14 protein-coding genes are annotated in these 21,482 nt (G+C 61.6%); 2 read left to right on the forward strand and 12 right to left on the reverse strand.

Annotated elements, in window-relative coordinates; genetic code table 11:
* Window positions 1–4: 4 nt before the first annotated feature.
* A complete protein-coding gene (locus VGN12_05810; protein ID HEY4308949.1) occupies window positions 5–1,204 on the reverse strand; it encodes an enolase C-terminal domain-like protein in 1,200 nt (399 codons plus the stop codon).
* Window positions 1,205–1,358: 154 nt separating this feature from the next.
* Entirely contained in the window at window positions 1,359–1,829 is a 471-nt protein-coding gene (locus VGN12_05815) for a VOC family protein (protein HEY4308950.1), read from the reverse strand.
* Between the two features lie 200 nt (window positions 1,830–2,029).
* Between VGN12_05815 and VGN12_05820 the strand changes: the two genes are divergently transcribed.
* Window positions 2,030–3,079, forward strand: a complete 1,050-nt coding sequence (locus VGN12_05820; protein HEY4308951.1) for an aldehyde reductase — start codon at window positions 2,030–2,032, stop codon at window positions 3,077–3,079.
* 31 nt (window positions 3,080–3,110) lie between these two features.
* Here the strand turns inward: VGN12_05820 and VGN12_05825 are convergent, their stop codons facing one another.
* The 4 genes from VGN12_05825 to VGN12_05840 all read right to left on the reverse strand — a co-directional run bounded on the left by VGN12_05825 (window position 3,111) and on the right by VGN12_05840 (window position 8,929).
* Complete coding sequence (locus tag VGN12_05825; GenBank protein ID HEY4308952.1) at window positions 3,111–6,608, reverse strand: protein kinase; 3,498 nt, start codon at window positions 6,606–6,608, stop codon at window positions 3,111–3,113.
* Window positions 6,589–7,254 carry a sigma-70 family RNA polymerase sigma factor gene (locus tag VGN12_05830; GenBank protein HEY4308953.1) on the reverse strand — a complete coding sequence of 222 codons (666 nt, stop codon included), beginning with the start codon at window positions 7,252–7,254 and terminating at the stop codon, window positions 6,589–6,591. Before VGN12_05830 ends, VGN12_05825 begins: the two co-directional genes overlap by 20 nt.
* Window positions 7,255–7,471: 217 nt before the next feature.
* On the reverse strand, window positions 7,472–8,104 hold the full coding sequence (locus VGN12_05835; protein HEY4308954.1) for a hypothetical protein: 633 nt from the start codon (window positions 8,102–8,104) through the stop codon (window positions 7,472–7,474).
* Window positions 8,105–8,143: 39 nt separating this feature from the next.
* Complete coding sequence (locus tag VGN12_05840) at window positions 8,144–8,929, reverse strand: hypothetical protein (protein ID HEY4308955.1); 786 nt, start codon at window positions 8,927–8,929, stop codon at window positions 8,144–8,146.
* Between the two features lie 432 nt (window positions 8,930–9,361).
* Here VGN12_05840 and VGN12_05845 point away from each other — a divergent pair, with 432 nt between their 5' ends.
* Window positions 9,362–10,711, forward strand: a complete 1,350-nt coding sequence (locus VGN12_05845; GenBank protein ID HEY4308956.1) for an MFS transporter — start codon at window positions 9,362–9,364, stop codon at window positions 10,709–10,711.
* Window positions 10,712–10,733: 22 nt separating this feature from the next.
* Here the strand turns inward: VGN12_05845 and VGN12_05850 are convergent, their stop codons facing one another.
* The 6 genes from VGN12_05850 to VGN12_05875 form a co-directional block, all read right to left on the reverse strand.
* Complete coding sequence (locus VGN12_05850) at window positions 10,734–10,937, reverse strand: hypothetical protein (GenBank protein HEY4308957.1); 204 nt, start codon at window positions 10,935–10,937, stop codon at window positions 10,734–10,736.
* Window positions 10,938–11,281: 344 nt separating this feature from the next.
* Window positions 11,282–12,256, reverse strand: coding sequence for a cation diffusion facilitator family transporter (locus VGN12_05855; GenBank protein ID HEY4308958.1), 975 nt, complete (start codon window positions 12,254–12,256; stop codon window positions 11,282–11,284).
* Between the two features lie 254 nt (window positions 12,257–12,510).
* Window positions 12,511–13,533, reverse strand: coding sequence for an aldo/keto reductase (locus VGN12_05860; protein HEY4308959.1), 1,023 nt, complete (start codon window positions 13,531–13,533; stop codon window positions 12,511–12,513).
* 88 nt (window positions 13,534–13,621) lie between these two features.
* Window positions 13,622–14,506: an MBL fold metallo-hydrolase gene (locus VGN12_05865; protein ID HEY4308960.1), complete on the reverse strand. Its 885-nt coding sequence runs from the start codon at window positions 14,504–14,506 to the stop codon at window positions 13,622–13,624.
* Between the two features lie 410 nt (window positions 14,507–14,916).
* Window positions 14,917–19,044: an Ig-like domain repeat protein gene (locus VGN12_05870; GenBank protein HEY4308961.1), complete on the reverse strand. Its 4,128-nt coding sequence runs from the start codon at window positions 19,042–19,044 to the stop codon at window positions 14,917–14,919.
* Between the two features lie 137 nt (window positions 19,045–19,181).
* Window positions 19,182–21,398, reverse strand: a complete 2,217-nt coding sequence (locus tag VGN12_05875) for a tetratricopeptide repeat protein (protein HEY4308962.1) — start codon at window positions 21,396–21,398, stop codon at window positions 19,182–19,184.
* Window positions 21,399–21,482 lie beyond the last annotated feature (84 nt).

The following is a 21,482-nucleotide window of genomic DNA, read 5'->3' on the forward strand; positions in this document are numbered from 1 at the left end:
GAACCTAGCGGATCAAATACTCAGCAATCGCGGATTCATTCAGTTCAACGCCCATGCCAGGTTGATCCGACAGCGTGATATACCCGTCGTGAGCCACGGCGTCCCCCACGAACAATTCCGCGAGAAACGTATCGCCGTCGCGATAGTCTGGCGGAAGATATTCCGACAATGGGCTGTTCACGTGCGACATAATCAGATGCTGATTGTGATAGTTCTGCGAATGGGGCACCACCGGCAAGGAATGAGCCGAGGCCAGGGCCCAAATCTTGCGAGCTTCGGTAACGCCACCGACGCGATTGACGTCCAACTGCACGTAATCGACGCAGCCGCGCGTGATTAATTCCTTGAAACCATACCGGGTGAATTCGTGTTCGCCGGCGGCGATGGCGGTGCGCGTGGCGGCACGAATCCGCGCATAACCATCCAGATCGTCCGGAGATACTGGCTCTTCGACCCAGGCCAGGTGATGTTCTTCGAGCATGCGGATCATCTCGATCGCATACTGCGACGTCCAACCCATGTACGCATCCGCCATAAGGTCAACGTCGTCGCCAATCGCCTGCCGTACGACGCGCACCAGCTCAGCGTTTTTTCGCATGCCCGGACGTCCGTCTTGCGGACCGTAGCCGAAGCGCATCTTGACGGCTGTAAACCCACGTTGGACGAAACCGCGAGCCATCGTCGCTAGCCGGTCGAGATCTTCATCAGCGTAGAGCGCACTGGCGTATGCCCGGATCCGCTCGCGCGTTTTGCCGCCCAGCAGGTTGTAAACCGGTTGCCGCGTTGCCTTGCCCAGGATGTCCCAGATCGCGATGTCGATGCCGCTGATCGCTTCGAGGATAAGTCCTTTGCGACCGACATTAATTGTCGAGCGATACATCAGCTCCCACATCAGCTCGACATCGAACGGGTTTCGCCCGAGGACAAGCGGTGCCAGCAGATGCTCGACCGCATCGGCCATGGCCTGCGATCCGAGGCCGATGGCGCCGAGGCCCGTGAGCCCGTCGTCGGTCGTCACGCGAACGATCACATGAAAGACGGGGTCCTGACGCAGGTCGATCGGCACATTGAACAACCCAGCCCCACGCTCGCGCCCCTTCTTCCCCTCGTCGTGCAGCAGATCCAGCGGGGACGTACACCACCACGGAAATTGCTCGAACTCGGGCTGCCGGATGCGCAGGGCTTCGACGCGTGAAATCCGCATGTCGGATCGTGCTGCCTGAACGATGATCGAATTATGTTCGAACACAGATCGTACAGGCAAATCGAGCCGATGCAAGCATGCGACCAGCCTTAGAGGAAGTACCGCAGACCTCGGCGCGATGTCCGAAACGCGAAAGGGTTGATTACCGTTTACCTTACGACTGGGCGAAGGCGTCTTTCATGCCCTGCATCATTAGGTCGGGCGTCAGATCCTTCTGATGCGTTCCGAACGACCATTTGTGCCCGAACGGGTCGCGAACGACACCGTAACGGTCTCCCCAGAACATGTCTGCGGCCGGCATCAGGATCGTGGCGCCGGCCTCTTGGGCGCGGCGGATGGCCGCGTCACAGTCCGGAACGTAATGGTGCAAGGTCACGCCTGTCCCTTGAAGTTTCAGAGGCGATTCGGACTTGCCTTCGCAGTACTCCGGGTAGTCGTCGACGAGAAACACCAGGCTTTCGCGGATTCGAATCGCCGCGTGCATGATGCGGCCATCCGGACTGTTCATACGATGGATCTCTTCGGCGCCGAACGCTTTTTTGTAGAAATCGATCGCATCAGCGCAATGTTCGCACACCAGGTGCGGAATCAAGTTTTCGTGACCGGGTGGGATCGGCTGGCTCATGGTGGCTCCTCTGCGGTTAGCGGCGGCTGTAAGAGGATTTGCTCTCCACATAGTTGAGCTACTTTCGCGGTGCAGACAATAGCCGGCCGCGCAAAATTTCGGTACCGCCGTCTTCCAGCCCGGCGATGCATCGTCAAAACTAGTACCGCTAAGGCTTTCGTTTCAAACGAAATTAGATCGACTGAACCAGCGAGGCGTGGATGAGCACAGTTCTTGTTACCGGCGGATCTGGCTTTATCGGCGCGCATTGCATTTTGCAATTGTTGGCCGCAGGGCATCAGGTGCGCACCACGGTTCGTAACCTGAACCGCGAACCGGAAGTACGCGGCATGCTGAAAGTCGGTGGGGCCGAGCCGGGGGACCGCCTGACATGTACGGCCACAGATCTGGAGAAGGACGCGGGTTGGGCGGATGCCGTCCGAGGCTGCGAGTACGTTCTGCACGTGGCGTCACCGTTCCCACCTAGCCTGCCGCGGCACGAGGATGAACTGATCCGGCCGGCGCGCGAGGGGGCACTGCGCGTGCTGAAAGCCGCGCGTGATGCGGGCGTAAAGCGCGTCGTGTTGACCAGTTCGTTTGCGGCGATCGGCTATGGCCAGCCGCCGCGTAGCACGCCGTTTGACGAAACGTGCTGGACGAATCCCGCCGGGCTGGATGTACAGCCGTATGTCAAATCGAAGACGTTGGCCGAGCGCGCGGCGTGGGATTTTCTGGCCAAGGAAGGGGGCGATTTGGAGTTATCGGTCGTTAATCCGGTCGGTGTCTTCGGTCCGGTGCTGGGGCCTGATTACTCGACTTCGATCCTGGTTGTTCAGCGGATGATGGACGGGGCTTTGCCAGGCTGCCCTCGGATTTCTTTCGGCATTGTCGATGTGCGCGATGTGGCCGATTTACATCTGCGCGCGATGACGCATCCCGCCGCCAAGGGGGAACGCTTCTTGGCCGTGGCTGGCGACTTCCTTACGATGCAGGGAATCGCCAAAACGCTGAAAGGCAGTCTCGGCGCCGCGGCCCGACGCGTTCCCACGCGCCAACTGCCCAATTGGCTTATCCGCTTGGCAGCGCTACGCGATCCGGCGGTGAAGCAGATTCTGCCGGAGCTTGGCAAAATGAAAAACGCGACCCACGAAAAAGCCAAACGCTTGCTAGGCTGGTCTCCCCGCACGAACGAAGAGGCGCTCGTCGCGACGGCCGAGAGCCTGATGCGTCTGGGGCTGTTGAAGGACAGCCCGGCTAAGCCACGCGGTTAGCGTCGGCTGCAGTTGGCGTTTCGCATACGCTTTACTTGATGGCCCAGCGGTAGACGGACGCCTCGTTCGCCGGGTTGGTTGGCGGATATTGAAGGACGACTGCGGCCAGAATTTTTCCGTCTTCGGAAAAACGCACGTTTCCGACTGCCCCTTTTTGCGGAGAGAACGTGACCATCTCTTGGCCCGTCGCTACGTGCCATAAAGTGATATCGCCGAACTGAGTGCCGGTCGCCAAAGTGCGACCGTCCGGGGCGAAATCGATGGCGGAACTCAAAGGGGTGGACAGTTGCATTTCCCGCAGCAGTTTACCCGAGCGCACGTCGAACACCGAGATAACGCCGCCCCAATCCATATGTGCGATCAGGCTACCATCGTTCGAAAAATCCGCGCCGCGGGCATTACGGGCAAACGGCAATGACCGATGCTGGCCCGTGCGGACGTCAACGATTCCAGGATCGGATGTAAACAGGGCCAACTGTGTCCCGTCGTTCGAAAAAAACAGTCGCGAGTCACGCACATGGACAAAACCAGACAGCGAAACGATTAATTCTGTGCGTGGCGTGCCAAAGTTCCAAATGTGGACCGTGCCTTCGCCGCAGATTACTGCCGCATTCAGGCCATCATCGGTCATGCTTACTATTGAGAACTCGCCATGGCTGATTGCCTGCGGCATGGCAGGCGTACGCCCGTCGATGAGCAACAATGAATTTGTTTCATCGTTCCCAATAACTCTCGGCGCGTTCGGCGACACGCCGAAAGTTGTAAACCGATTACTTGATCCGGGCAGGGGGACACTTCTTATCAATTCTCCGTCATCCAAATTCCAAACATCAACGCGGTCGGGCGTGGTAGCTGTGGCCAATCTTTCACAATTCGCCGTGAACTTGGATTCAGCACGAAACTGTCCGGCGATGCGGAGGATTGGTTTCGCGCGCGGCGCCTGTAAATGCCAGGTCCGCACAGTTCCATCGAAACTGGCAGATGCGATCAGGTCACCATCAGGGGCTATGGCAAGGTCCTGGATCCAAGCAGCGTGCCCTCTCATCGCCCGCAGGCTCTCGCTGACTTGGTCCGCACGAATCGCATCGCCATCGTTGTTTGCGATGCTGATAGGGACTTCATAAATCAGGCGATCGGCACCGGCCCCCAGCAGGGCGTTGCCATCGTGCGTGAATGCCACCTTGCGCAGTGCCTCGGCCGAAACGACAATGGACTGCGACCGTCGCGTTGTGATGTCGTATAGCGTTGCGTTCCCGCTGCCGTGCTGTGCAGCGATCAGGAATTGTGAATCAGGCGAAAATGCCAGGGACGGGGCATGGTGCAACGTGTCAACTATGGTCCACGTTTCTGTATCCCAAATACGTGCATTTGCGGAGCCAGCGGCGAATAAACGGCCGTCGGGACTCCACGCCACGGCGTTACACCCTTCGCCGGGCGCGAATTCCGCGACGAGTTCGCGCCTGACGAGATCCCACACGCAGGCTGAGTTCCCCTCTTCGCCGAAGGCAATGCGCTTGCCATCGGGCGAGAAGGCTACACACATCACAGGCTTTTCCCGTTTCGTCAGCGTCCCGATCTCGGTCCACGTTGCCGTGTTCCAGAGTTTGACGCAATTGTCGCAACCGACGCTCACCAGCAACTGGCCGTCCGGCGAGAATTCGAGATCGTTCGTGCAGGATTGATGCGCCTGAATCACGCGTATCTCTTGGCCCGTCTGTGAATCCCAGAGGCGGATCGTGCCATCCTCACCACCGGAGACCAGCAACCGACTGTCCGGCGAAAAGGCCACGCCGTACACCTCGCCCCGATGTCCGCGCAATGTTTTCTGGCCTTCGCTCAGCACGCGTTTCAAGTAATGCCACTCGAATCCGCGCAGGGCAGCATACGGCTTGCCGTCGTCGTACTCGCCGAGCAACCTTTCAATTTGTTCGACGTTTCCGTGCTCAAACATTTGCGAGGCTTGCTTGATACGCGCCGCGTACAAGAATTGCGCGTTGGCGTCTTGCTCCCGTGCCATCGCCTGTCGATTCTGTTCGGCGAGATCACGATTCGTGTTTGCCGCGACGCGCTGCTCTTCGCTTTTTTCGAGCGCCTCGGCCAATCGCACCGAGTGCAGCGCCGAACCACTGGCGATAATCGAGGCCGCGATCGCACTGATGCCAATCAGCGCTGCCCAGGCCGGCTTCCGCCTGGCCCAGCGAACGGTGCGCGAAAACGACGACAGCGGCCGCGCGACAGTCGGCCGGCCAGCCAGGAATCGACGCAGGTCGACGGCCAATGCGCCGGCCGATCGATAACGGGCCGCCGGGTTTTTCTCCAGGCACTTCAGCGCGATCGCTTCCAGGTCCAAGGGAATACGGGCGTCCATACGCCGCGGCCGCAGCGGCTCATCCGTTAAGACGCGGCGCAGAGTGTCGGCCTCGGACGTACCAGCGAAGGGGCCGCGACCAGTCAGCAACTCGTACAGTACCGCCCCCAAGCCATGGACATCGGTCGCCGGACCGATATCGCGGGTCCGTCCCTCGGCCTGCTCCGGCGACATGTATCCGGGCGTCCCCATCGCGATGCCGGTGCGCGTTTCGCCGGAATCGGTACCCTCGAGCCGCGCCATGCCGAAATCGACCAGCTTCGGCGTGACGGCCAAGTCTGTTACGTTCTTGCCGTCACGTTCTGAAGCCGCGAACCCATTCTCGATTCGCGGCTCCATCAGGATGTTGCCGGGCTTGATGTCGCGATGCAGCACACCTTGCGAATGTGCATAGTCCACTGCTTCGGCCAGCGTAGCTACCAGTCCGGCCGCTTGGGGTGGAGTCAGCGGCCGGCCGCGCTTCCGTAGCCATTGGGCAAGGTTCAGCCCGGCACAATAGGCGCTGACCATGTATAGAATTGGGCCGGCATGCCCGACCTCGTACACCGGCACCAGATGCGGATGCGCCAATCGCGCCGCGGCGTGTGCCTCGCGCTCAAAGCGGACACGGATTTCGGGGGTCACCAAGACTTCCGGACGCGGCACCTTGAGCGCTACCTGCCGATGCAATACCGGATCGAGCGCGAGAAAGACGACTCCCAAACCGCCGCGTCCAAGTTCGCGTACGATCTGAAAGCGTCCTAAGCGGCGCAGTTCTGGCGCGTCACCGTTTGCTGCAGTATCCGTAGCCGGTTCGGGCGGAGTGGCTGCAAAACGTCCGCTGACATCGGATGCTCGGTCAGGAGTATCGGCCGACGACTCCGCGGGCAACGTGCCCGCAGCGAGACGCATCAAGGCCGCTTGCAGATCCGCAAATTCACGGCCTTCGTCCGTGCCCAACGGCAAGACCCGGGCGCCACTCGCGCGTGCGAGCCGGTGGAGCGTGCGTTTCGATTGGGTAAAGCGCGCTTGCAGGCCGGCCGGTAGATCCGCAACGCGTTCATCAAGGACACTTGTGCTGCCGCCGTTTAGTAGTTGCGCATGGTACTCAGAGACGAGACGGGCGAGCGACTCTTCTCCGGCGTCATCGCCCAGGTTTGGGTCAGGATCGAGGCTCTTCATTCTTGTCGTCCAGGATTTCGGCTAGTTTCGCGACGGCGCGCGCGAATAATTTCCGGACGGCATCGGCCGATCGATCCATCTGCCGGCCGATCTCCTCGAATTCCTGCCCTTCCCAATTTCGCAGCCACACGACTTGTCGATAATCGGCCGGCAGTTGATCGAGCGCGACCGCCATACGGGCGTCCTCGTCGGCGGCGACGACACGGCTGCCTGGGCTCGGAGTATCCAGCGGCAACGCGTCGACCAGCGACACAACCAAACCCGGTGCGTCGATTGATACTTCACGCTTGATATCACGCTTGGCGGCGAGAAAAGCATCACGAACATCCAGACATTGATTGAGCAGAATCTGCCTGACCCAGGCCCGCAGTTCGTCCTCGGTCGAACCAGCAAATGCCGCGAAGCGTTGTTGGGCGCGCACGAACGTTTCTTGCACCAGATCGCTTGCTCCGAGTTTCCCACGCAGTGCCGCATCCAATTCTCCCTCGGCGATGGCCAGCAAGTATTGCCGCAGTCCATTCAGCATTTCCGCAAGCGCAGCGACGTCCCCCGCGCGTGCTCGAGCGATCTCGGGATGGGCGGCCAAGTCGTCTGGCTTCGCACCATCGCCCGCCGATGGGCGCAGCGGCGGGCCTTCTTGAGTCACGCTCTTACCCCTAAGACGGAAAAAGATCCGCGGACCGGACACGGCGGTGAGAATGCGAATGCCAATCCAGATTAGACGCCCCCCGATGGCAGGGCAAGATTTTGATGAATGCCGTTCGAGGGACGTGGCGTTCGCTCGATCCGCAAATTGAGAGATTGCGGCTAAATCCCTGTCCAACCGGCCCGGCTGCCGACAAAGAGGCGGGCCGGCCTTGAAGTCATTCGGCCTTGAGAATCGAGGCGCCGGCCGGGATCTCGGCGACCCGACCGGTGAGATTCTCGAGCGAACCGTCATCGGATTGCGGATCGCAGAACAGTCGTTGCCACTCGATATAGCCCGTGGCTTTGGTGATCTTTAGCTGCCGCGTCGAGGCCTCGTATCGTAGCTTCATGTCGACGGCCGTTGTGCCCGTGACCGGACCGTAGCCCATCGTGATCGGGCCGAACTTCAGCGTCTGCGGCTTGCCACTTTCCAGCGACCGCAAGGAAATCGCGGTCGTGGTTTCGAATTCGTTTTTTAGGCCGACGAGGCGCACCAACAGGTTGTCGCTCCCCGGCTCGACGCGCACGAAGCGGATGCCGCGAAATGCGACGACCACGCCGGCGTTGCCGTAGCCGACCGTGTCGCGCCAATAATTTATGCTCGCCGCGGTCGAAGCCTGATCGGGCTCTTTGAATAGTAACAGTTTAGGAACGTCGCCGTTTGCATCCCGCAAGGCGAACGTGGCAATCGGCTCGTCGTCAGCGAAAAACGGGGATTCATCCGCCGCGCTCGCGGTGAACGCGAGCATGAGTGCCACCAGCAATCCAAAAGTTGCCGAGATCTTCATCGAACCCAATGTCGATTCCATTCTCATCGTGGTGTTGCAACCAGGGCCGATGCAGTTCCGTTACGGCAGCGAAGCGGCAATTGTCGGGCCTTCCACAGCGTCAGGATTGGTCGGCTTAAAGCCACTGGCTATATCCTCTGGCGGTGCATCGACTGGCAAGTTCGAGTCCGCGCGGAACGGATTGTCGACCGTCTCATCAAGGGATGGAACCAATACGTCGAAGGGGGATGCAGTTTGCTGGCCCGCCGGATGTTGACCTTGATCGTTCGTATATGGGTTGTCTTGCGCTGGCTGGTCTGTCGGTTGCTGGGCAACCGTGCGGCCGACCGAGGGATGGGCCGCTTTGGCCGGATTTGCGCTGGCCTCGCCCGAGGCTTCGTTTTTAGCGCTGCCCGTTACAACAACGGGTCGCCAGGCGGATCCGGTCCAGATCCTCCAAGTGCTGTCTTCGGCCAAGTACCAGTGGCGCCCGCCATAGTACACATGACGCCAATTTTTTGTTAGCCGAGCACTGGCCGGCTGATAGCGTTTCGAGACCGGGCCACCGTCGATGGCGGGCGAATTCCTGTCTGGCGATGGATGGGCGTCGGACTGATCGACGCTCTCTACGGGTGCCGGATTCGCCGCGGGATCGGTCGGATTGCCCTCTGAAACTCCCGCCTGCGCAAATGTCCCGGTCGTTGCAGCTGCTTGGTCATTGGACTCTTCGAAGGGGGACGTGAGGGCCATTCTCGCCGCGCCCCGCAGCGGATCCTCGTCGCCCCACTGATCCGGATCGCCTCCGTGTGCGATGTTTGCGATGAGGGCCGCCAGAACCACTGCCGCGCTATTTATACCGATGCGCATCGGACACCTCCCTTCGCGAAAGGATCGCCATGGAAAGCCCGCGCAGGTAGCGGATCGAAATTGCACTTTGCGTGCCGTTTGTGCGTGCGGGGAAGGCGGTCCAGGTGGGACGGCCGACAACCCCGTCGGCCGCGAACTCTCAAACGATAGGTCACAGTGAAGGGGACTCGTCGAGCGCCGGCGAGCCCCGGTCAAAAGGGATCGGAAGGGAGTCGATTTACCCGTTCCGGCTGCTACAACCCGACCAGGTTTCAAGGGATTTTCAGCTAGAAAAGCGGACTTCTGCCGCTCGATTACGTGCTGTGGTTCAGTGCCGGCCGACGCCGATCGGCAAGCAAAAAAGGTTCCAGTTGACCGAAGTGGCCATCTCTCTAGAATCCACGCCTCGCCAGTGAATCACCTCACCTTGTGCCGAAGGGATCTCGAGTTTCGATGGAAGCAAGACGCTTCGAGCGGGCTTTACAATGTTCTGTTGCGGAAGGGGCCCTGGCCACGGTGATGTGTACGCTCCTGGGGGGCGTTTTCCTGACCGCGTTCGCGCTGCGGTTGGGGGCAAACGAATTGCAGATTGGTCTCTTGGCGGCCACCACGTCGCTGGCACACCTGGCGCAGCTCGCTGGGGCGTGCGCGGTCGAGCGTTTGGGCCGGCGCAAACGCATCTGCATGATCGCCTCGTGGATCAGCCGACTTTTGTGGCTGCCGATCATGCTGGTTCCCTTCGTCTGCTCAAGCGCCAGCCCGGAACGGCAGGCCTGGTATATCGTGGGTCTGCTGATCGTTTCGAGCATGTTCGCCTCGGTCGGGGGTGTGGCGTGGCTGTCGTGGATCAAGGAGCTGGTGCCCGCCGAAATGCGGCTGAGATTTCTCGGCCGGCGTCACATTTTCAACACCGCACTGGCCTTTGGCATGAGCCTGGCCGGTGGTTTGTTGGTCGATGGTTGGACGCAGTGGCGCCCCGATTCGTTGGGGGGATTCATCTCGGTCTTTGCCACGGCAATGGCCTGCGGCATCTTCGGCCTGCTGATTCTGCACAGAATACCCGACGCGCCGGCCAGCCCGCCGGTCACCACGCCGCTGCGCACTGTGCTCGTCGGGCCGGTGCGTGATCGAAACTTTCGACGCCTCATCGCTTTTTACGCGGTGTGGAACTTCGCATCAAACATGGCGACGCCGTTTTTTGCCGTGTACATGCTGGCCGTTCTCAAACTGTCTTTCGGTACCGTCACCTTGTTGCTGACGCTATCTAGCATTGCAGGGCTGGCGGCGACGCGCTGGTGGACACGTTTCGGCGATCGCTTCGGAACCCGCAGCATGGTGTTGATTGCAACCTTCGCCGACGTTGCGTGTCCGCTGTTATGGTTGTTGGTGTCGTCGTCGAATCTGTGGATGTTGATTCCCATCCATCTGCTGGGCGTTGTCACGGCGCCGATCACACTCGGACCGAACGCACTGCCATTGAAGCTTTCGCCCTCGGAAAATGGTTCGACCTATCTGGCGTTTTTCAACGCCGTGACTGGGCCGTTGACCGCGGCCGGCGCCGTGGTGGGCGGGCTGATCGCCGGCTGGAACGCCGATGCCGGGGCTGTCGCCTCGATCGATGGATTAAAGACGATCTTCTTTATCTCGGCGATGGGACGGTTCTTGAGCCTGTTTCTTCTACGCACCGTGCGCGAACCGGAAGCTAGACCGGTACGCCACATCGTCAAGTTGGTGCATCGCAGCAGGCGACGATGGGCGAACGACCGACGACGCGGTATGGCGCTGGAACTTGAGAAGGTTTAATCCGGAAGCGGCGTGCTCCACTTCAATCGAGCGGTCCGAACTCGGCATACATGATCTCGGCGATCATATCTTCGGTCGGTAAACCGCTTACGTCCGCGTCGACCGACAGCCTCTGAGAAACTTTGTAGACTGTCTCGAGCGACGGGCGGTCGAAGTCTCGCAGCTCTTCGTCGCGCTTCTCTCGCGCCTGGTTGGAATGCGTCCGATCGGTCGGCAAATGAGGCATGTCGAACTCCTGCAATCTGACTCAATTTCAATTGATAAGTGGCCACCTCGTCGAGCACTTTGCCGTAGGCAAAAGAGGACGTTGCGCCGTACCCAAGCGACTGACACACTGAGCACGTGTGCAATCGAAAGAGCCGGTACTTGGAATGACTTGAGTGCATGTCGAGTGCCAATCGCGGCAAACGGCATTTTCAGAGTCATTCACGTTGCCACCAGGCAATCCGAAGCTCGAAGACGCGGCGAGCGCTGATGGTACAACGACCACCGCGGTTGAAAGATGACCTACGCAGAACCCCTGATGACACCCTTTGCCGGGAGTGGCTTGGCGCCCATTGAATTCGGCCGCTAGTGGGGAGCAAAGGTGCCGCTGGTGTCGGCCAGCGACTGCGTTTCGAGGAAAATCCGTTTTGCCTCGGGATGACGCTGGCGAATATTGCGCTCCAGGCGCTGGACCGCTTCTTGGATTTCGACAGCGGTCAGCGATGGACGGAATTGCACGTCCAAGTTCACCAGGATTTCAAACGGCCCTAATTGCATCGTCAACGGTCGCCGCGATCGTTCCACGGCGGGATCACCCGTCACGATCGAAAGAATGCTCTTTTCCACAGCCGGTGGAGCGCTTTCCCCGATCAACAGGCTGCGGCTCTCGTAGGCCAAGATCCACGCGACACCCATCAGCAGCAGCCCGATGACGATCGAAGCGGCCCCGTCGAAATAGGGATTGTCGAACAGCAGGCCGAATGTGATTGCGACCAGAGCGACGGTCAGCCCTAGCATGGCTGCCGAGTCTTCGAGGAGCACTGCAAACAGCGTCGGATCTTTGGCGGTGTGAATCGCCTCCCAAACGCTCTGTTCTCCCTTGACCATCAAAAACTCGCGCAGCGCGAAATGAAGCGAAATGCCTTCGAAGACAAAGCCGCAACCGAGCACGACGTAGTTCCACACGATGTGCTGCATAGGGCGCGGATTCAACAGGTGCTGCACGCCCTCATATAACGACAGGCCGCCGCCGACGCCAAAGATCATCACCGCGACGACGAAGGACCAAAAATACAATTCCAGACCGTGACCGAAGGGATGCATCCGGTCGGCGGGCTTGCGGCTTTGTCGCAAGCCCCACAGTAGGAGCAAGCCGTTGCCGGTATCGATCGACGAGTGAATGCCCTCGGCCAGCATCGCCGAGCTATGCGTGACAAACGCTGCCAGGAGCTTTGTCGCGGCGAGCGCCAGGTTGCCGCAGATCGCCGCCACGATCACGAGTCTCGAACCGCCATGCAAGGCAGTGGTTTCGGTCGAGGGTGCGGCGAGGGTCGTGGACATAGTTCAAATGTTGCACGAAAAAGGCGCAAACCGGGGTGCTTAACTGTTCATAGCACGCGCTCGGATGCCGTGCCGCCATCGCTGTCCGGTTATACGGGCCAATCGGCCACCTCGTGGCGGGACGCACCCCAACGATCGGCAACTTCGCCCCGGTTCGGCCTGCCTGTCCGATCTGGCTAGACAGGCTACTGGGGCGGGCAATGAGCGAGCGAAATCGATTAAGAAGTCGCGTTGAACTCGGTGCGGGCGCCGCGCTATGCCTTCTGCTCCAGATCAAAGCCGTGCTGCTTGCGATGCACCGGTCCGTCGAACGCCTTCGACGACTTGAACAGCTCGTAACGGCCGTCGCCGGCCAGCTTGTAGGTGCGCTCTTCGATTTTCTCGCGCTCGGCGGTCGTCAGTGGCTTAAAAGAGCGCAGAATTCGCAGGTTCTGATCCAGCACAGCCTCGGAATCGATGCCGCTCACGAGCGTCGTGATCGGGAGGGATAGAACGTAGCGCAGCGCGTCGTCGATCGGGACGCCGGCCTTGGTGACGATCGAGCCATTTCCGCCCAAGCTTTTCATGCCCAGCGAGGCGATGCCACGTTCATTCAGTTTGGGCAGAACCTGGTTCTGAAAGCTGCGGTAATGGACGTCCATGACGTTCAGCGGCATCTGCACGGCGCTCCACTCGTACGGCTTGGCGAGCATTTTCAGGTGGATCAACGGATCTTTGTGCCCCGTGAAGCCGAGATAGCGCACCTTGCCGTCCTTGACGGCCTTCAGTCCCGCGTGAATGGCGCCGTCGTCGGCAAAGATCCAATCGGGATCGTTGTCGTAGACGATCTCGTGGAATTGCCACAGATCCAGGCGATCGGTTTGCAGCCGACGGAGGCTGTCTTCCAGGTTGGCCTGCGCTTCCTTGGCAGTGCGGCCGCAAACCTTGGTCATCAGGAAGGTCTTGTCCCGCCGGCCTCCCTCGGACAACGCCTTGCCCATGCGCTCTTCGGCTAGCCCATCGTGGTAATCCCAACTGTTGTCCATGAAGGTGATCCCTTCATCGACGGCGCGGCGAATCAGGCGCAGGCTTGCGGCCTCGTCCATTTTCTTGGGATTCGAGCAGGCGTGTCCCCCAAGGGCCATTGCGCTGACCATTTCTCCCGTTCGTCCGAACGGACGCAGGGGGATATCGCCGCTGTTTTTCTTGTCTTCGGCGTGCGCGGTGTTCGATAGAGCCACGGCCGCCACTCCGGCGGCACCGACTTGGAGGAAATCACGACGGTTCGGCTCGGTCATGTCATCACCTGTAATCAATGAATGTGCGGCGGTATTTAACGTGCGGGGAGCGTCTGAATTGTGTCGCAATGAGAACCGTGAGAAGCAATCAACTTGTAGGGGACAGATCCTCGGCACCGAGACGAGCGAGCAATTGGTCCAAATGCTTCTGCATTTCGTCGGCGGAACACGTGTAACGCTCGCCGTGCCCGGGCAGAATCCACGAAAAGTTCAATGCGCGCAGGCGCGCGAGCGATCGTACCTGCTCAGGCCAGGACCACCAGCAGTAGTCGCGCGACGCGCCGAGACGGTGTTTCGAGTTGTCCCACCACAAATGGTCTCCGGTGAAAAGGAATTTCTGCTGATACAGTAGCGCACAGTGCCCCGCAGTATGTCCCGGCGTGGGGATGGCGACAAAATTGTCGTTCAATGTCTGGTCGCTGAACCCGTCCAGCACAATCTCGGCATCGGGCTGTGCCGCGAGTTCTCGACGGTGAATGATGCGCTGCGCGCCGAAACGCCGCGCGTATTTGGCGGCATCCGCAACATCGTCGCGATGCGTCAAGAAGATATGGCTGATGCCTCCCAGGGCGTCGAGCCGCCTTGCCAGGCTCTCGAGGTATCGGGGCGAATCGACAAGCCAGTTGCCGGCCGGGTGACGCACCAGGTAGCTGTTGCCGCCGTACGATTTGGCGGAATTGAAACCGCAGAAATAGACGTCCTCCGCCAGTGGTAAAGGGAAATCGTGCCGGACCTCGCCCAACATTCCAGTGTCCGAACTTCCAATCGAGCCGGTAGGGCAGGTCAAGAGAGCCCGCAGCGCTGCGCGGTTTTCTTCGAGCGAGGAGGGCTGGGAGGCGACGAACGAATACTCCCCAGTATCACCAAACACCGTCGGAGCTAGTTGCCGGCACGCATCGCAATCAATGCACGTCGTATCGACGAAGAATGTGCCCGGCACGTTTTGCGAAACCGCATTGAGGCGATTGGCCACAGGTGTTTCCCTCGCGTCGCGGCCCTGAACAGCGGCGACTTCTAACGATTCGCCCGCTATCTATTGCCCAGACATTATAGGCGTTGAGGGAAGATTCGTCCGTTGCTAATCACCGTGAGGTTTCATCAGAGCAAAAAAAATCGAGCCGTCGACTCTTCGCTCCGGCTCGGCTCATCCGACCTACGTCGAACCCGCTTCGCCTTTGCAACCGTCGGCGGCTCTGTTCTGAGGGTAAAGCAAATCGTGGGCCAAGAATCTTTATCAATTAACTTCCCGAGTTTTTCGGGGTTACTGCAGACCCGGGACGGATTGCTGTGGCTGAATCGAAAGCGACATGGTCGTCATGAAATCGCGCGCGACGATCATGCATGCGGTTTCGAAGGATTGCGGCAACCCGCGAGACGACCGCGCTACCGTGGCCTGGATGCCGCAGCGGCCAAGAGCGAAATCAGCTCTTCGTCCACCGTCGCACTCCATTCGTCCAATGGTCCCCAAGCGATCGCGCGGGAACCACCTGACTCTAATGTTGGCACGATCTCGGGCGCCGAAACGTTCACAGCGTTGTTCGTTGTTGCAACGAGCGCGGCGGACGGTGCTACCCGACTCTGCTCCGACGGGCCGACTAGCGAATTGCCGGTGGAAGGTGAGTTCGCACTGGCAATGGACGATACGACTCGAGCTGCCTCAGAGCCGGCCTCCCGCAGCCCGGCCGAAACCAACAGGCTTGGGTCGAACGGTCCCAGAATCACTGATTCGACAGTCGTGGCTACCGTGGCAATCACCGTCACAGGTGTTGTCGCCACGCTGGTCGAGGGGACTGCGGTTGCATTCTGAACGAGCGAGTTTGCTCCACCTCCCGGGGCAGCCGGTAGGCTCGAAAGCCATGTCGAGGAAATGATCGCCAGGTCCTGAGCGTTGACGATCCCGTCGCCGTTGACATCCCCCGTAGGGCCGGCCTTTAACCAATTCGAGGAAACCAGCGCCAAGTCCTGCGCATTCACGATGTTATCGCCGTTGGCGTTGCCGGGCAGAATACGCAGTGCGAAATTGAAATCTCCTCCGCCGAAGCCATCCCCCGAGGGATAGCTGCTCGCACCGTCCGACCATTCGCCGTCCAGCGGATTGGCAAGAGAATCATCAACGCCGTTCGCTCCGGTGGATTGCAACGCCAAATGAATCGTATCGTGTGACAGCGGCCGCGCAAGAGTCCACGTCGCTATGTGCGTTGTGTGGCTGTAGGTGAAGCCGGAGATGGCATACGCGCCCGAGGTGTCGCCCGTCACGGATAAGCTGCTGGCGCTGAGCGTGACATCCGTGTTGAAAGCGATCTGGACCTGGTTTACGTTGCCCCAACCTAGAGGCGCAAGCTGCGCGGCGCCACCGGGAATCTCGTAGCCGGTGCCGTTGCCCGTTCCGGCTGTGACCAGCGTATTGCGGAAGCTGCTGGACCACGACGTGCCAGCAACGATGACGCTGGTCACCTCGGGCGGATCGGCCACCTGCTCGGTGAGGGGCGGGGATGTGGCGGGATTGAAGTTCAAGTCGCCGGAGTACACGGCTGTGACGTTGTGGGTGCCAGCGCGCAGTTGCGTCGTGAAGACGGCCTGCGGCACACCGGCGATGACGGGTGTCAGTTGCGCGGTCCCAAGAATGGTCGTGCCATCCATAAACATGACCGCGCCGGTCGAGGTCCCGCTGTTGGAAATTACGCGAGCGGTGAAGGTGACATCCTGGCCCGCGCCGACAGGATTCGTCCCCGAGGTGACCTGGACCGTGGGCGTCGTGGCTTGGGCGTGCGTGATCGTGCCGCCGAGAATGAAGATGCCAGCGTTCGATGCCTGGCCGCCGATGCCGAACATCCCTTCGCCACCTTGCGCCCCCGTATTGCCATCCTGTCCATCGAGTCCCGAAGCGCCGGTGGCCCCTTTGTTTCCGTTCGCGCCTGCTTTGCCAGAAGCAATCACGTGAGTGCCGCCGTGGGCCGTGTAATCCCAATCGTGGCCGGGGTATCCGCCGGTGCCGAGTCCACCCCCCTGCCCTGCCGAGCCCCCCGTGCCGTGCAGGCCAAAATCTCCTCCGTCACCCCCTCCACCACCGCCCCCTGCCGCCGCAGCAAATCCCTGCGAGTTGGTGATCGTGAGCGACGGCGAAAACGTAAGCGCTCCTCCCTCGAGGAAAATGCCCGCGCCTAGTGCGGTACCACTGGAGCCTCCGGCGCCGCCATTCCCCCCTGCCCCGCCCGATGCACCGTCGCCACCACGACCGCCATCAGCGCCGGTGCCGCCGTCGGCGCCGTCAGCGCCATCGCCGGGCGTGCCCTTGTGAACCGTTCCGCCAGCGCCCCCAACTCCTCCGCGACCACCATTGCGCGTAGCGCGATCGGCTGCTGGGCTGAAGGAAAGATCACCGCTACTCCGTATCGCGGCAGTCAAACCGCTCTGCGCTGTGACAATCGCGCCGGCGCCATGGCTGCCAAGTCCTGCGGCGCCGCCACTGCCGCCTGATCCGCCCGAGCCACCGCGACCGCCGTCGCCACCATCGTCCCCCGCGCCCGCGAAGACCTGATCCGCGTCGAGCGAAACGCTCGTTAGCGCGAGCGTGCCACCGGCGAGATAGATGCCGCCCCCTTGGCCATTGCCGCCGGCGCCTGCGTCGCCACCATTACCGCCTCCGCCCCCAGTACCACCAACGCCCCCTGATCCCCCGCGTCCTCCGGCGCCCCCTTTCATGGCGCGACCACCGTTGCCGCCATGCGATCCTGTTCGGAATTGCGGGTCCCAACCATCTCCGCCGCCGCCCCCTTCACCGCCACCGCCGCCAATGCCTCCGTCCCCGCCTGATCCACCGCCGCCGCCCGTGCCACCTTCGCCACCGCGGGCTCCTTCGCCTCCTGCGGCGCTATTGCTGTTAATGCCGCCGCCATTGAACGTCACGCTGCCGGCCGCGATGAAGATCGCTCCCCCCTGCCCGTCTCCTCCATCACCGCCATTGCCACCGTCCGCGCCGTCCGCGCCGCCGCCCCCTGCTCCGCCAGGCGCGGCTGATGCACCGTGACCTGCGGCTCCTCCGTCACCGCCGACTCCGCCGAGCTGGCCCCAGCGAATCGGGTGATAGTAGGAGAACGATCCTCCGGCCCATCCGCCGGGCCCACCGCCTCCACCGCTGCCGCCGCCGCCGCCGTGGCCACCGAGCCCTCCATCGCCGCCGAGGTTGCCGAAGCCACCACCACCGCCGGCGCCGCCGAATACCTGATTGTTGGTCAACGTCGGCTGAACGAGATTCACGGTGCCGTCGGCGACGAAGATGCCTCCACCTTGCGCGCTGCCACCGTCGCCGCCATCGCCTCCTTCGCCCGCGTCACCACCATCGCCGCCGTCGCCCCCTTTGGCGCCGCGGCCACCGTTGCCACCGGCGCCGCCATTGGCGGCGGGCGTTCCCGCAGTGGTGCTGGCCATGGGATCGGTCGCGTTGAACCCTCCGGCGTCGCCGCCGAAGCCACCTTGGCCGGCATCACCGCCGATGCCGCCGTGTCCACCGGCGCCGCCGCGTTCTCCTCCACCACCGCCGCCCCCCGCGCCGCCGGCGCCGGCCGTGGCCGTATTGGCGGTGATCGTCGTATGGCTAATGGTTAGTTGTCCGCCGGCGACATAGATGCCACCGCCCCCCGCATCGCCGCCATCACCGCCGTCGCCTCCCTTGGCTCCTTCGGTAGCTGGCTCTTCGCCGTCGTCGCCCGGCTGACCCGAGCGGCCATCGCCGCCGCGGCCGCCAACTTCGCCGGTCTCGAAACTGGGATCGCCGAACTCACCGTCGTCGCCGTTGTCGCCTGCTGCGCCCGTCGCACCTGAGGCGCTGGCCCAACCGCCGGCGCCTCCATAACCCCCGATGCCACCCTTGACGCGATTATTCTCGACCGTCGAGTTGACGAGGTTCAGCGTGCCGGCTGCGAGATAGATTCCGCCGCCGTAGGCGTTGCCGCCGTCGAGGCCATTGCCGCCGGCTTGCGCGAGTGAGCCGTTTTGTCCACCGAATCCACTGAAGCCGACGGCACTGTTGCTTTTGACAATGACATTGCTGAGCGTGACTTGCCCACCATCGATAAGGATTCCGCCCCCGAGCGCATCGCCTCCGCCAAGCACACCGCCATCGAAGGCGTATCCGCCTTGGATCGTGATGTCCTTCAACAACACGTTCTGATTGACGAACTGATAGACGCGGCTGCCTGCGTCGGCTGTCACGATGGTGTCGGCCGCGCTCGTGCCCACGATGTGCAGGGCGCCGGGCGCCACAAGAGCATTGGCGATCGTTCCGGAACTGTTTCCCGCGCCGCTGGCGGGCATTGTGTACGTTCCGGCGCCGAGCTGTATCGTATTCGAGCTGTCGCCATTACTGCTGGCCAGCAAAATGTCAGCGGCCAGGTCGGTACCGTCGAGCGGCGCAAATACCGCCAGCATGCGGCGGGACTCGAGCGGTTCGAGTGCGAGCGCGGCGCGCACCGGGTGCAACTCGCGCGGCTTGACCCTTCGTTGGAAACGCATGGTTACCCTCTTGCTGACACGACCGTTCGAGACCATTCGTCGCGGCACGCCGATCGACGTCGCCCGCGGCGGCAACGCAGATAGTTTGCCGGATTTTCCTCATCACAACTATGCTCTTGGCGAAGCCGTGTCAACGCTTATCCGGGTTTCGAGCTTGCTTCGTCTGCGGGAGCCGCGGGGGTGAGAGACGCAAAGACATCGGCCAGGTCCGCTTCGTAGTTTTTCCAGCGGGCGACCGACTGCCGGTAAACCGGCTGCCGTACCTGCGTCACGCTGGCGGTCCGCACCACCCGTTTATGCGTATAAAACTGCAGGCAGGCCGGGTCCCACTCCAATCCGCAGGCTGCGATCAGCCGGCGGGCCACGCCCTCGAGGTCGTCGACGGTCTCTTCATAATCGACGTGATGAACCGGTCGGGGTAGATGCGAGCCCCAGTGCTCCATCAAGCGGCGGTATTGCTCGAACCGCGTCGTGAGATGCTCAGACGCATTGGCCCAACGAATGCTGCGGAAGTCGGTCATCCAACACGAGACTGCGATGTCGCGCAGGTCGCGCCGGCAATGGATGAACGTGGCCCGGGGAAACAGTGCGGCCAGGAATCCAAGGTACATATAGTTGTCGGGCATCTTGTCGACAATGCGCGGCGTCTGCCCACCGTCGAGCGTGGCCAGATTCTGCAAATGCTTCTCGGCGATGCGTGCGATGATCGTCGGTGTCAGCCTGGCGACGCATTCACGTGGCGGACCGGCGTGCCCCGTCGCTGCGGGCAACGACTCGAACGATTGGCGCACATGCCGTAACTCTCCCGCGCCATGAATCGCGGGATGGCTGGCCAGCACCTGCTCGGTCAAAGTTGTGCCAGAGCGGGGAAGCCCGAATACGAATACGGGACGCAGTGAATCCGATCCTGCCCCGCGCAGCCGGGAAAAAAAGTCGCTGCTGAACTGCGTGAGCACCATGTCGACGAATTGCCGATGCTCGTCGGCGGAGTATTCGCGACGCGTGCGGTTCAATTCCAAGGTCAGGGCGTTGGCCTGCCGCAGACATTCAGCGGCCCGCACAAAATCGCCGCGAGCGTCCAGGACGTGCGCTAGGCCAAAGAACATCCGCGCACGAGGTCCGTTACCGATTTTCTCGTCGGCAATGCGCTCTTCGAGCGCGGCGAGATCCGCATCGGAAAACTTGCCGCGCAAGAGCGTCGCCAGGCGAGCGTGAGGTAGCGCGAACGTCGGCTGTAACGCGATTGCCTCGCGCAGCTCTGCCTCGGCTTCGGGCAGTTTGCCTTGTTCCTCATAGACTCCGGCCATGCTCATCGGCGCCATGCCCCCCTCGGGCTGCAACCGAACGGCCGCCTGATAATGCTCGACGGCCTCGTCGACTTTCCCTTCTTCTTGCAGGGCCCAGCCGAGTGCCAGATGCGGTCCGGCACGGTCCTCTCCGAGTTCGAGCACGCGGCGCCAACACGGAATTGCTTGCGCTGGGTCTTCGCACTCGTCGTACGCTTCGGCCAGGTATTCCCAGAACGAGGCGTTTTCCGGTTCGAGTTCGGTGGCTTTCTTGAGCCACTGCAAGGCCTCGGCTGGTTTATCCTCGCGCACTAGCGTCAGGCCCAGGTGGGCATGCGCCATGGCTAGGTTGGGATCAAGGCGCAAGGCCTCGAAGTAGGCCACGCGTGCGTCGACGAAACGTTCGAGCCCACGCAGCGCATTGGCCAGATTGTGATGCATGGCCGCGACGTTTGGCTGCAGCCGAACGGCCTCCTGGCAATGCGGCAGGGCTTTTTCGGCGTCGCCACGGTCGAGCAGCATTTGCCCCAAGTTCGTCTGGGCCGGGGCAAATGCCGGATCTAATTCGACGGCGCGGCGAAAATGTTCGAGCGCCTCGTCGCACGCGTCTGTCTCACGCAGGGCAATGCCGAGGTTATTGTGCGCCACGGCGAAATCGGGCCACAGTTCGAGTGCATGGCGAAAATGCTCGATCGATTCGGCCTGCTTTCCCAATCCCTGCAGCGAGGCGCCGAGATTACAGAGCGCCTCGGGATAGTCGGACCGCATCGACAGAGCCATGCGGCAGCAGCCGATGGCGCGCTCGAATTGCCCTTGCGCGCGGTACGCTTCGGCCAGGTTGGCGTGAAACGCGTAAGCGCTGGGACGCAGGGCCACGGCACGGCCGATCAATTCGATTGCCTTGGGCTGATCCCCTTGCTGGTGATGCAAGACCCCCAGCAAATGCAGGGCATCGGCGTTATCGCTTTCTTGCGCGAGCACCGCCTGATACAGAGGGAGCGCCGCGGCCAGCTTGCCCGAGCGATGCATCTCGATCGCGGCTGCCAAAAGTTCGTTCGATGCGGACATAAATGGCAGCCGACTGCGGAGGCGGTAGAGGCCGAGAAAACGATTCACTCCATGATGCGTTGCACCACGGCAGGCAGCAAGATC

Source organism: Pirellulales bacterium, from assembly GCA_036499395.1.
Lineage (GTDB): Bacteria > Planctomycetota > Planctomycetia > Pirellulales > JACPPG01 > JACPPG01.